At 72.0% G+C, this 12,463-nt stretch carries 10 protein-coding genes; 4 read left to right on the top strand and 6 right to left on the bottom strand.

Features of this window, described 5'->3' with window-relative positions:
- Positions 1-75: 75 nt before the first annotated feature.
- Positions 76-1,455 carry an ROK family protein gene (locus ACWFRJ_RS09015; RefSeq protein WP_453526070.1) on the bottom strand — a complete coding sequence of 460 codons (1,380 nt, stop codon included), beginning with the start codon at positions 1,453-1,455 and terminating at the stop codon, positions 76-78.
- Between the two features lie 116 nt (positions 1,456-1,571).
- Between ACWFRJ_RS09015 and ACWFRJ_RS09010 the strand changes: the two genes are divergently transcribed.
- Together ACWFRJ_RS09010 and ACWFRJ_RS09005 are read left to right on the top strand one after the other, a co-directional pair.
- Entirely contained in the window at positions 1,572-3,050 is a 1,479-nt protein-coding gene (locus ACWFRJ_RS09010; protein ID WP_453527152.1) for an MGH1-like glycoside hydrolase domain-containing protein, read from the top strand.
- Entirely contained in the window at positions 3,043-5,007 is a 1,965-nt protein-coding gene (locus ACWFRJ_RS09005; protein WP_453526067.1) for an amylo-alpha-1,6-glucosidase, read from the top strand. The genes ACWFRJ_RS09010 and ACWFRJ_RS09005 overlap by 8 nt, the downstream gene beginning before the upstream one ends.
- Before the next feature lie 209 nt (positions 5,008-5,216).
- On the opposite strand, the gene ACWFRJ_RS09000 is transcribed toward ACWFRJ_RS09005, so the two are convergent.
- The 5 genes from ACWFRJ_RS09000 to ACWFRJ_RS08980 are packed head-to-tail and all read right to left on the bottom strand — an operon-like array spanning position 5,217 to position 10,019.
- Positions 5,217-6,464, bottom strand: a complete 1,248-nt coding sequence (locus ACWFRJ_RS09000) for an NAD(P)/FAD-dependent oxidoreductase (RefSeq protein ID WP_453526064.1) — start codon at positions 6,462-6,464, stop codon at positions 5,217-5,219.
- A 6-nt stretch (positions 6,465-6,470) separates the two neighbouring features.
- Complete coding sequence (locus ACWFRJ_RS08995) at positions 6,471-6,662, bottom strand: ferredoxin (protein WP_453526061.1); 192 nt, start codon at positions 6,660-6,662, stop codon at positions 6,471-6,473.
- 27 nt (positions 6,663-6,689) lie between these two features.
- Complete coding sequence (locus ACWFRJ_RS08990; protein ID WP_453526059.1) at positions 6,690-7,547, bottom strand: fumarylacetoacetate hydrolase family protein; 858 nt, start codon at positions 7,545-7,547, stop codon at positions 6,690-6,692.
- Positions 7,544-8,479 carry a DODA-type extradiol aromatic ring-opening family dioxygenase gene (locus tag ACWFRJ_RS08985; RefSeq protein ID WP_453526056.1) on the bottom strand — a complete coding sequence of 312 codons (936 nt, stop codon included), beginning with the start codon at positions 8,477-8,479 and terminating at the stop codon, positions 7,544-7,546. The genes ACWFRJ_RS08990 and ACWFRJ_RS08985 overlap by 4 nt, the downstream gene beginning before the upstream one ends.
- Positions 8,472-10,019 (bottom strand): aldehyde dehydrogenase, encoded by a 1,548-nt coding sequence (locus tag ACWFRJ_RS08980; protein ID WP_453526053.1) that lies wholly within the window; start codon positions 10,017-10,019, stop codon positions 8,472-8,474. Before ACWFRJ_RS08980 ends, ACWFRJ_RS08985 begins: the two co-directional genes overlap by 8 nt.
- Before the next feature lie 126 nt (positions 10,020-10,145).
- On the opposite strand from ACWFRJ_RS08980, the gene ACWFRJ_RS08975 reads away from it, so the two are divergent.
- Positions 10,146-11,651, top strand: a complete 1,506-nt coding sequence (locus ACWFRJ_RS08975) for an aldehyde dehydrogenase (protein WP_453526050.1) — start codon at positions 10,146-10,148, stop codon at positions 11,649-11,651.
- 20 nt (positions 11,652-11,671) lie between these two features.
- On the top strand, positions 11,672-12,424 hold the full coding sequence (locus ACWFRJ_RS08970; protein ID WP_453526047.1) for a gamma-glutamyl-gamma-aminobutyrate hydrolase family protein: 753 nt from the start codon (positions 11,672-11,674) through the stop codon (positions 12,422-12,424).
- The last annotated feature ends 39 nt before the right edge of the window (positions 12,425-12,463 follow it).

The following is a 12,463-nucleotide window of genomic DNA, read 5'->3' as shown; positions in this document are numbered from 1 at the left end:
GGTGGCGAGAATCACGCCGTTTGAAGCGGCCGGATGTCAGCATCCGGACTCCGGATCGAGACGGACACACGGCTGTCATACGCCGAGCGCGGCAAGACGCTCCTCCACCCGCTTCGGGGCGTACAAGTGCTCCACCACCAGCGTTCCCGCACCCACGAGGGCCGCGTGCTCACCGAGGCGCGAGGTGACGACCTCCAGATGAGCGGTCGAGCGGGGCAGGGCCCGCTGATACAGCAGTTCGCGCACCCCGGTGAGGAACGGTGTTCCGGCCAGATCTCCGGCGATCATCAGAACGCCGGGGTTCAGGAGCGTGACAACGGTGGCCAGAACCTCGCCGACGTGCCGCCCCGCCTCCCGCGCGAAACCCACCGCCTCGGGGTTGCCCGCCTCCAGGAGCGCCCGCACATCCGCCCCCGAGGCCGCGGGAACGCCCGCCTCCCTCAGCCGGCGGGCCACCGCACGGCCACTGGCCACGGCGGCCAGGCAGCCGTAGGAACCGCACTTGCACAGGGCGGCCGAACCACCGTCCTGTGCGCCCCTGGAGCCCCCCGCCCCCGCAAGCACCCTGATGTGGCCGATGTCCCCCGCGCCGCCGTCGATCCCCCGGTAGACCGTGCCGTCGACGACGACGCCCGCGCCGATGCCGGTGGAGACCTTGACCAGGGCGAAGGCCGAGCACTCCGGGTACGAGACGCGCTGTTCGCCGTACGCCATGAGGTTCGCGTCGTTGTCGACAAGGACCGGGATGTCGGCGGGCCCGCCCGTCTGTTCGGCGAAGGCGCGGCGCAGGCGGCCTCTTATCTCGTAGCCGTCCCAGCCCGGCATGATCGGCGGCTGGACGACGCGGCCCGTCTCGCTGTCCACGGGCCCCGGCACGGCGAGCCCGATGCCGCAGACCGACTCGGGGGCGCGGCCGGCCTTGCGAAGGAGCTCGGCGAAGCGGACGCCCAGTTCGGCGAGGACCGCCTCAGGGCCGTCCTCGATCGACAGAGGTCCCGCCTGCTCGGCGATGATCTCGCCGGTGAGGCCGAGCAGGGCGGTGCGGGCGTGCCGGGTCTCCAGATCGGCGGCGAGGACGACCGCGTGGGAATCGTCGAACTCCAGACGGATGGACGGGCGTCCGCCGAGCGGTGAGCCCGCCTTGTCGGGGGCGCCTCCGGTGCCCTCCCGCAGCCAGCCCGCGCGGAAGAGGCGGTCGAGGCGCTGGCCCACCGTGGCCCGGGAGAGTCCGGTGACCCGCTGAAGGGCGCCGCGCGTGGTGGCCCGCCCGCTGCGGACCAGGTGGAGCAGGTCACCGGCTCCGGCATGCTGCCCGCCCACGCGTCCCCCCGTCGCCCGCGCTTCTGCCCGCGCTTGCGCAGGCACCGCCGCTTGCGGATCCGACTCCGCCCGCACCGCCACCCGCGTCTCCGCCTGCACTTCGCCGTCCGGCATCCACTCTCCCCTTGCGCTCATCAACTCCACGTTACATATTGAGTTTTGCGTGTTAAGTAGACGTAACTCTATGGTGGACGAGACCAAACTGACAGAGCGTCGAACCCCTCGGGGAGATCTGTGTGGACCGCACGAACGTGGGCGGCACAGCCCAGCTGATCACTGCCACCCGCCGTGTCCCGACGTCGCTGCGCGAGCGTGCCGCCGAGGTCCTGTGGGCCAACTGGACGGGCACGTCGACGGTCCCCTCCCGCCAGCTCTACCCACACCAGTGGTCCTGGGACTCCGCGTTCATCGCGATCGGCCTGCGTCATCTCTCCCCCTTAAGAGCACAGCTGGAGCTGGAGACGCTGCTCTTCGCCCAGTGGGGCGACGGCCGCGTACCGCACATCGTGTTCAACCCGTCCGTCCCCCTGGACGCCTACTTTCCCAGCCCCGACTTCTGGCGCTCCACGACGGCAGGGCGCGCGGCCGGGGCCCCCGGCGACGTGCAGACCTCCGGCATCGTGCAGCCGCCGGTCCACGCGCTCGCCGCCTGGCTCGTCCACCGCGCCGACCCAGGTCTCTCCCGCGCCCGCTCCTTCCTGGCCCGCGCCCACCCGCGGCTCGCCGCCTGGCACCACTATCTGCTGCACCACAGGGACGTGGGCGGCGCGGGGCTCGCCTCCGTCGTCCACCCCTGGGAGCAGGGGATGGACAACAGCCCTTGCTGGGACGCCCCGTTGAGCCGGGTGACCCCGGCGGACCCGGCCGCGTACCGCCGCGCCGATCTGGACCACGGCGCAGCGGAGGACCGGCCGACCGATCTCGACTACGGCAGGTATGTGCGACTCGCAGCCGACTACCGAGATCGCCGTTACGCCGACGGGACGGGCGGATTCACCGGTGCGGCAGGAGAATTCACCGGCGGCGCGGGTGAGTTCGCCGTCGAGGACCCCTCGTTCAACGCGCTCCTGATCGCCTCCGAGTACGCACTTGCTCGCATCGAGGCCGAGTTGGGTCTGCACGACGCGTCCGGCGCGCGGGAATCCCGGGCGGAAGCACTCACCGGGACCCTCGTGGAGCGGCTGTGGGACCCGGCGGGCGGCCTCTTCCTCTGCCGCGACCTGCGCTCCGGAGAAGAGGCCGGGGAGCTGGTGCCGGAGCGCGGGGTCGGCGGCCTCGTACCGCTGATCCTGCCCGCGCTGCCGCGCCGCGTCGCCACCGCCCTCGTACGGACCGTGTGCGGACCGCACTTCGGCCTCGGCGGTCCCGCGCGGCTCGTGCCGAGCTACGACCTCACCGCGAGCGCCTTCGACCCGCGGCGGTACTGGCGCGGACCCGCGTGGTTCAACACCAACTGGCTTCTCGAGCGGGGACTTCGACTGCACGGCGAGCGCGCGCGGGCGGACGGACTGCGGCGAGCGCTGCTCGATGTGGCCGGGGAGTCCGGGTTCGCGGAGTACGTGGACCCGTACACGGGGCGTGGCTGCGGTGCGCGCGGCTTCGGCTGGAGCGCCGCGCTCGCCCTGGATCTGCTGCTCGACGATCCCGCCGGGCGTGACGACGAGCCGCACGGAAGGCCCGCCGAAGGGCCCGGCGCGGCGGTGACGAGTGAGGGGTTAAGGGATGACTGATCAGCGTCAACCACTCGTGCGGGGCGGTACGTTCGCGGCCCTCGGCCCGGGTGGCGACATCACCGGGGTGCGGGACGGGACGGCCCCGGGCGGTCTGTTCGTGCGCGACGCACGGCACCTGAGCCGCTGGCAGCTGACGGTCGACGGGGTCGTCCCGGAGATCCTCGCGCCGGTGTCGGACGCCGACGCGGACGCGGGTGTCGCGCGCTGCGTACTCGTCCCGCGCGGCGGCAGGCAGGAGCCCGCGTCCTGCACGATCTTCCGCGAACAGGCGGTCACGGACGGCGCGTTCGTGGAGTCGCTGCGCGTCACGTGCAACCGCCCGGTGCCGACGACCGTACGTCTCGCGCTGACCGTGGACGCCGACTTCACCGACCAGTTCGAGCTGCGGTCCGACCACCGTACGTACGCGAAGTCGGGCGCCGTCCGCTCGCGCAAGGTCATCGGCGGTGACGAGGGCGAGGCGATCCAGGGCATCGAGTTCGCCTACCGGCGCCGTGAGTGGTGTTCCCGTACGACCGTGACGGCGGAACCCGCGCCGGAGGCGGTCGAAGAGACGGGGACCGGAGCGCGACGACTCGTCTGGACCCTCGACCTCGACGCGCACGGCACCGCGGAGGTGGCACTGCGTGTCGCGGCGCATCCGCACGAGGCGCCGACGCCACAGGTACCGGCGGGACCGGCGGAGGCCTCCGCTCAGCTCACCTCCCTGGAAGCCGATTTCGCGAAGGGCATCGAGATCCCCGGCGGCTGGCCGGAGCTGGCCGCGGCGTGCGAGCGGGGTCTCGCGGACCTCGCCGTACTCCAGGTGCCCGCGTCAGGACCGGACGGCGAGGCGCTGAGCGTCCCTGCGGCGGGAGTCCCCTGGTTCGTGACGCTCCTTGGCCGCGACGCCCTCATGACCTCGCTCTTCGCCCTGCCCTACCTGCCGCGCCTGGCCGCCGCGACGCTCCCCGCGCTCGCCGCCGCCCAGGCCACGGAGGCCACCGAGGGTGCGGTCGCCCAGCCCGGCAAGATCGTGCACGAGGTGCGGCACGGGGAGCTCGCGCACTTCGGGCAGGTGCCCTACGGGCGTTACTACGGCTCGGTCGACGCGACCCCGCTCTTCCTCGTCCTGCTCGGCGCGTACACGGAGCAGACCGGCGACACGGCCCTGGCCCGCCGCCTGGAGCCGCACGCGCGGGCCGCCGTCGGCTGGATCCTCGACCACGGCGGGCTCACCTCGCGCGGCTACCTCGTCTACCGCGCGGACGAGGGCGGCCTCGCCAACCAGAACTGGAAGGACTCCCCCGGCGCGATCTGTTCCGCCGACGGCAGCCGGGCCACGGGCCCGGTGATGGCGGCGGGCGCGCAGGGATACGCGTACGACGCCCTCGGCCGTACGGCGTGGCTCGCGCGCACGGTCTGGGACGACGCGGTGTACGCGGACCTGCTCACGCAGGCGGCGGCCGACCTGCGGGACCGCTTCCAGCGGGACTTCTGGATGCCGGGGAAGGGCTTCCCCGCGCTCGCCCTGGACGGCGAAGGGCAGCAGGTCGACGCGCTCGCATCGGACGCCGGGCATCTGCTGTGGTCGGGACTCCTGGACAAGGAGTACGGAGAGGCGGTGGGCCGCCGTCTCCTGGAACCGGACTTCTTCTCGGGCTGGGGAGTCCGCACCCTGGCCGCCGGACAGCCGGCGTACCACCCGCTCTCCTACCACCGGGGTTCGGTGTGGCCGCACGACAACGCCCTCATCACCCTGGGGCTCGCGCGATACGGCCTCCATGACGAGGCGCGGGCCGTGGCACGGGGCCTGGTGGCGGCGGCGACGCGGGGCGGCGACCGGCTGCCGGAGGTGATCGCGGGGTACGGACGGGAGTGCTATCCGGGGCCGGTTCCCTACCCGCATGCGTGTGTACGGGAGTCGCGGTCGGCTGCGGCGCCGCTGGCTCTGCTGAGCGCGGTTGGGGGGTAGCGGGGGCCAGGCACTCGGGGTCTTGGTTACCCTTGATCACCGGCTTCGCCGAGTTCGTCCTCAATCGCCGGACAGGCTGAATGATCTCGGCCGGGCTGGATATATTCAGTCCGCCCGGCGTTTGAGGCCATCTATTCGGGGGTCCAGGGGGCGGAGCCCCATGGTTTCGGGAAGGGGCGGGATTGGGGAAAGCCCCGCAGGGCCCGCCCCTACGGCACCCTCTCCCCCTCCGGCAACACCATCAGCTCCGCCCGATAACGCCCAGCCAGACCCACGGCCTTAGGGCCACCGAGGGCGACCACCCCCACCATCCGCTCCCCCATGTAGTACCCGTAAATCACGTCCCCCTCCGGCGAGCCCGCGTCCCCCTCAAGCAGTTCGACCCGCTCCCCCACCCCCGGCAGCCCGAACGACTGCACCCGCACATCGAACTGGTCGCTCCAGAACGACGGCAGCGGCGCGAACGGCGCCAAGCCGTGCTCACCTCCCCCGAGCCCGGCCACAAGCACCCGCGCCCCGTGCCGTGCGCAGTCCCCCGGCATCGACCAGTGCTCGACCCGCCGCGCGAGCGCCCCGTAGCGGGGGTTCGGGAAGCGCGCCACGTCCCCCACGGCCACCGCGTACGGGAGCCCCCCGATCCGCAGATGCGCGTCGCAGAGGATGCCGTCCGTCAGATCGAGGCCGACACCCCCGCCCCCCTCACTCGCCCTCAGCCATTCCACATTGGGCATCGAGCCGACCGCCTCGACGACGACATCGGCCGCGTACTCGCTCCCGTCGTCCAACACCACGTAGCCGTCGACCAGTTCCGCGACGAGCCGCCCCATCCGGAACCGAACCCCCCGCGCCTCGTGCCGCCGCCGCAGAGCCCGCCCGAGCTCCTCGCCCAACGCGAGCATCATCGGCTCCGCCTCCGGTGCGACGACCATCACCTCGCACCCCGCCTTGCGGGCCGTGGCCGCCACCTCGCAGCCGATGAAGCCCGATCCGATCACCAACACCCGCACGCCATAGCCCAGTTCACAACGCAGCGCCGCCGAGTCCTCCAGCGTCCGTACGACATGTCGTGGCGGACCCCCGGTGAAGGGAAGCCTGCGTGGCCGCACCCCTGTAGCGGCCACTAGGCCCTCGTACCCATGAACCGAACCGTCGGCCAGGGTGAGCGTGCGCCCGGACAGATCGGCGGACCGGACCGCCGAGCCGAGCCGCCATTCCACGTCGTCGACACTGGGGCGCCGACGCAGCGCCGTGACCGTGGCCGAGGCCTCGCCCGCGAGGACCTCCTTGGACAACGGAGGCCGGTTGTAAGGGAGATGGGGCTCATCACCGAACACCGTGATCACCCCTTCCCACCCCGCAGCCCGCAGCTGTTCGGCCGCCCGCAGCCCGCCGAGCGACGCGCCGACGACGGCGATTCCCGCCGATCCTGTAGATCCCGCCGGTTCTGCCGAGGCCACGGCGGGTCAGCCCTCGACCCGGATGGCCTGGAGCGGACAGACGTCGGCGGCGTCCTCCACGTCGGCGCGCAGGGCCTCGTCGGGCAATTCGGCGTACACGAGATGGCCGTCCTCGTCGAGTGCGAAGACGTCGGGGGCGGCGAAGACGCACTGGCCGTGGTTCTGACAGACATCCAGGTCGACGGTCACCTTGAGCATGTGAACTCCCTTTGCAGTGTGGGGGATTCAGCGGCGTGGGGCCCGCTGGCCGCGGAACTCCCAGTCGCCTCCGAAGGCCGTCGAGACGACCTCCTCGGACTGAGTGGGCTGGGCGCCGACGTCGGAGCGGATGGCCGTCGGGCCGGTGACGATGTGGTTCGTGAGGCGGCCCAGGCCCTCGGCCTCGACCTCGACGACGTCTCCCGGCCGGACGGGCCGGGAATTGGCGGGGGTGCCGGACAGGAGCACGTCGCCCGGCTCCAGCGTGATCGTGCGGGCGATGTCGGCGACGAGATAGTGCATGTCCCACTCCATCTCGTCCGTCGAACCGTCCTGCACAAGGTCCCCGTTGACGTACGTCCGCAGGTACTTGGAACGGAAGTCCCACCCCGTGACGAGGCCAGGACCCAGCGGGCAGAGCGTGTCGGAGCCCTTGACCCTGAGCATCGAACCGGCGTCGGTGTCGCGGAAGTCGTGCAGTCCGTAGTCGTTGGCGACGGTGTAGCCCGCGATGTACGCGCCCGCGTCGGCGGGGGCGACGTTGCGGCAGGTGCGGCCGATGACGATGCCGATCTCGCCCTCGTAGTTGAGGTACTTGCAGCCCTCGGGGCGGACGACCGCGCCGCCGTGCGCGTTCAGCGCCGAGACCGGCTTGTGGAAGTAGGTGGGCGCGGGCGGCAGGCTGACGCCGAACTCCTCCACTCTGCTGCGGTGGTTGAGGTGGACGGCGATCACCTTGGAGGGGCGGGAGGGCGGGAGGTGGTGCGCCTCCGTCGCCTTCACCCGGCGGCCGTCGGCCGCGACCAGTTCGTCGCCCTCGCGCACGACCTGGGCTGCGGCGCCTTCGAGGAGGATGCGGCGGTATTCGACGGTGGTGGTCGTCATACGGGGGAGGCCTCACTCTCGGCTTGGTCATCGGGGGCGTCGGGGGTGGCGGTCCAGCCCTCGGCCGGACGGTCGAACCACAGGTGCATCTGGCCGGTGCCCACCGAGTTCTCGTAGTCGCTGAAGGCGCGCCCGGGTGCGGAGCACCGCTCTTCTCCGAGAGCACCGATCATCATGAGGTAGTGGCCGAAGCGCGCCTCGGGCTTGTGGGTGAGGAACTCCGGCATGGTGCGCAGGACCGTGGCGTGGTCGCCGCGTTCGAGCCGCTCGACGCACTGCTCGTCGGCGGCCCTCGCCTCGGGCGTGCGGATGTGCGAGGGCTCGCTCGACTCGTGGGCGCGCAGTTGCCGCAGCGGCCAGAAGGTGTGCGAGAGCGCGCCGGACGCGATGAGGATGACCTTGCGGTCGGGCAGTGCGGCGATCCCGTCGGCGAGCGCGCGGCCGAGGCGCAGGTGGTCCTCGGTGTCGCCGGTCTGGCAGACCCCGATCGAGAGCCATTTCTTGTCCGGGAGGCCCTCGCCCAGGTACTTCCAGAGGTTGATCGTGGCGTAGTGGACCGGCAGGTACGGGTCGTCGATCGGGGTGACCCAGGTCGCGTGCCGGTCGGCGAACTCCGTGATCGAGGCTGCCAGTTCGGGGTCTCCCGGATAGTCGTACGGCATCCTGCACATGCCGCGCGGCAGCTCCTCCGAGGTGAAGAGACCGGCGCGGCGTGCATGCGCGGAGACGACGAACTCGACCGTGGTGGCCCAGTGCGAGTCGAGGACGACGACGGTGTCGTGGTCGAGGGTCTCGAAGACCTCTTCGCGCAGGCGGCGCAGTCCGGGTACGAGGCTGATCTCGCGGCCTTCGTTGAGCTCTTTGCGGGTCTCTTCGGGCAGCACGATGGTGGGCACGTGGGCGAGGAGCCCCGCCCCGACGATCTCACCCATGGCGGACCCATCCCTTCGAGGCGGTCACGGTGTTCTTCAGGTCGCAGTAGAAGTCGAAGGACCAGTCGCCGCCCTCGCGCCCGATCCCCGAATCGCGGGAGCCGCCGAAGGGCGCGGAGAGGTCGCGTACGAAGAAGCAGTTGACCCAGACCGTGCCGGCGACGAGCCGTGCGCCGACCCGGGCGGCGCGCTCGCGGTCGCCGGTGGCGAGGGTCGCGGCGAGGCCGAAGCGGGTGTCGTTGGCGAGGCGTACGGCCTCGTCCTCGTCGCCGTCGGGGAAGGTCTGGAGGGTGAGGACGGGCCCGAAGACCTCTTCCTGCACGATCTCGGAGTCCTGGGCGACGTCGGTGAGGAGGGTGGGGAGGTAGTAGTTGCCGCCGAGTTCGGTGTTGCGGGCGCCGCCGATGACGGCCTTCGCGCCCGCGTCCAGGGCGCGCCGTACGAATCCGTCGACGCGCTCGACGTGCCGGGGATGGATGTTGGGCCCTATGTCGGTGGCCTCGTCGCGCGGATCTCCCTGAGTCAGCTTCGTTACCCGGTCAAGAACGTGCCCGAGGAATGCGTCCCGGGCGGACTCCTCGACCAGGATGCGGGTGGCGGCCAGGCAGACCTGTCCCGCGTTGTCGAACTGCTCGACGGCGAGGTCGGCCGCGAGCTCCGGATCCGCGTCGGCGAAGACGAGCAGCGGCGACTTGCCGCCCAGTTCGAAGCTGCAGGGCACGAGGTGCGCGCCCGCGGTCGCCGCGATCCGCCGAGCCGTGGGCACGGACCCGGTGAAGCTGATCCGGCGCACGTCAGGGTCGGCGACAAGGGCCTCGCCCACTTCCGCGCCGTACCCCTGCACCACGTTGAAGACCCCGGCCGGAAGCCCCGCCTCGTGCGCGATGTCCGCGAAGAGCGAGGCGGTCAGCGGGGTCCACTCGGCGGGCTTGAGGACGACGGTGCTCCCGGCGGCGAGCGCGGGCCCGATCTTCCAACTGGCCAGCATCAGCGGCGCGTTCCACGGCGTGATGAGGACGGCGGGGCCCGCCGGGTCCCAGCTCACGTGGTTGGTGTGCCCCCTGGTCTCGAAGTCCTCGTGGGCGAGGCCGAGGAGGCGGTCGGCGAAGTAGCGGAGGTTGTGGGCGACGCGGGGCATGACGCCGCGGCGGTGGGAGCGCAGGAGCGCGCCGTTGTCGGCGGTCTCGACGGCGGCGAGGTCCTCGATGCGGGCCTCGACTCCGTCGGCGACCGCGTGCAGGAGCCGGGCGCGCTCGGCGGGCGGGGTGGCGGCCCACCCGGGAAAGGCCTCGCGGGCGGCGGCGAGGGCTGCCCGCGCTTCTTCCGCGCCACCGCGGGCGATCTCGGCGAGCGGGGTGCCGTCGAGGGGCGAGTGGTCGGTGAAGGTGGCGGAGGCGGAGGCGACCCCGGAGGCAGAGGCGACGCGCTCCCCGCCGATCCAGTGCCGGGTGTCCACGCGGACACCTGCGACGGTCGCCGTGTGCGAGGGATCCGCCGCGTACGGGTGGTTCGCCGGGTGCGCGGGGTTGGGGGGAGCCATGACTTCCTCCAGTTCGTTTGAACCCAAACAACATTAGGAGCGGCGGGGTGACGGGGTCAACCCCTCGATCGGACCGCACGGTTCAGCTACCGTTTGAACTCAAACGAAATACCCCAGGAGGAATCCATGCCGGACGACGCCCTGTCCACCAGCGGCCATCAGGACTGGATACGCCGGGCGGAAGCGCTCGCGCTCCCCACCCGGCACCGCATCGCGGGCGCCGACGCGGACGGCTCGGGGAGTACGTTCCCCGTCGTCTCGCCGCGCGACGGCCGCACGCTCGCCCTTGTCGCGGACGCGGGCGAGAAGGAGGTGGACCTGGCCGTCGCCGCCGCCCGCCGCGCCTTCGACTCGGGTCCCTGGCCGCGCCTCTCCCCCGCAGACCGGGGCCGGACCCTGCTTCGGATCGCCGCTCTCATCGAAGAGCACCGCTCCACTCTCGCCCTCACGGTCACCCTGGAGAACGGCAAGCCGATCACGGAGTCGTACGCCGTCGAGCTGCGCGCCCTTGCCAACACCTTCCGCTGGTACGGCCAGCTCGCCGACAAGCTGACCGACACCGCCCCGCACACCGACCCCGAAGCGCTCGCCCTCGTCACCCGCGAGCCGTCCGGCGTCGTCGGCGCGGTGGTCCCGTGGAACTTCCCCCTGACGCTCGCGGCCTGGAAGCTGGCCCCGGCACTCGCGGCAGGCTGCACGGTGGTCCTGAAACCCTCCGAACTCACGCCCCTGTCCGCCTTGTTGCTGGGCAGGATCGCCGACGAGGCGGGGCTTCCGCCCGGCGCCCTGAACGTCGTCGCGGGCGACGGCCCGACCGCGGGCCGCGCGCTCGGCCGCCATCCGGACGTGGACGTACTCGCCTTCACGGGGTCCACCGCGGTGGGCCGCCAGTTCCTCCACTACGCGGCCGACTCCAACCTCAAGCGCGTCTGGCTCGAACTCGGAGGCAAGTCCCCCAACATCATCCTGCCCGACGCCCCCGACCTCGCGGCGGCGGCATCCACCGCGGCCTGGGGCATCTTCTTCAACCAGGGCGAGATGTGCACGGCGCCCTCGCGGCTCCTCGTGCACGAGTCGGTGGCGGAGGAGGTGACGGCGGCGGTAGTCGAACGGGCCGGGACCCTGCGGGTGGGCGATCCGCTGGACCCCGCCACGGAGATGGGCGCCCTTGCGGGCGCCGCACGCGTGGAGTCCGTCCAGGAGCACGTGCGGCGGGGCGGGGAAAGTGGCGCGCGGCTGCGCGCAGGGGGCGTACGGCGTGAAGTCGTCCCCGGCGGTAGCTACTTCGCGCCCACCGTGTTCGACCGGGTCACCCCCGACATGCCGCTCGCCCGCGAGGAGATCTTCGGCCCGGTCCTCTCCGTCCTCACCTTCGGCTCGCTCGACGATGCGGTCACGCTCGCCAACGACACGGAGTACGGGCTCGCGGCGGGTCTCTGGACCTCGGACCTGTCGACCGCGCACACGGTGGCCCGCCGCCTGCGCGCAGGGACGGTGTGGGTCAACTGCTACGAGGAGGGCGACGTGACCGTGCCGTTCGGCGGCTACAAGCAGTCGGGGAACGGGCGGGACAAGTCGGTGCACGCGGTGGAGAAGTACACGGAGCTGAAGACGACGTGGATCCAACTGTGAGTCTGCGCCCCCTCATTGCCTTGCCCCAGCGATATGCGGAGTCGACTTCGGCTCTTCGGTACGAAGCCGTGGTGACGGCGCGGGCGTTGGCGGAGGCGGTGTTCCGTGCGGGCGGTGAGCCGTTCATGATGCTGCCGGGTCCGCCGGACGATGTGGCGGCGCGGCTGGCTCATTGCGACGGGCTGCTGCTGCCCGGGGGCGGGGACTTGGCGCCGTGGCGGTACGCGGCGGACGGGGGCGGCTTTGAAGTGCACGGGTCCGTGTACGACGTGGACGACGCCCAGGACGCGTTCGACCTCGCCCTCGCCCGGCACGCCCTGGCCTGCGGCCTGCCCTTCCTCGCGGTCTGTCGGGGGCTACAGGTGGTGAACGTCGCGCTGGGCGGGTCGCTTCGGCAGGACATGGGTGGGGCGGAGGGGGCGGGGGCGGGCGCAGGGGCGGGCACGGGGGCGGGGGCACATCGGCATGTGGTGCATTCCGTGCGGGTCGCCGCGGGCTCCGCGGTGGCGTGTGCGCTGGGCGGCGCGGAGTCGGTGTCCGTCTCCTGCTTCCACCATCAGTGCGTCGAGGTGATCGGGCGGGGGCTCGCCCCCAGCGCCTGGGCGGCCGACGGAACCATCGAGGCACTTGAACTCCCGGACGGAGAAGGGTGGTTCGTGGCGATCCAGTGGCACCCGGAGGACACCGCCGCGGCGGATGCGGCGCAACAGGGGTTGTTCGGGGCGCTGGTTCAAGCGGCGTCCTTATCCCTGGCCCCGCCCCTTCTTCCCTGACCCCGCCCCTTCCCGATGTTCGCAAGTACATCTTCTGTC

The organism is Streptomyces sp. NPDC055239 (assembly GCF_053606205.1).
The sequence above is the reverse complement of the archived record's forward strand: the minus strand, read 5'-3'. Positions and strand labels throughout refer to the sequence as shown.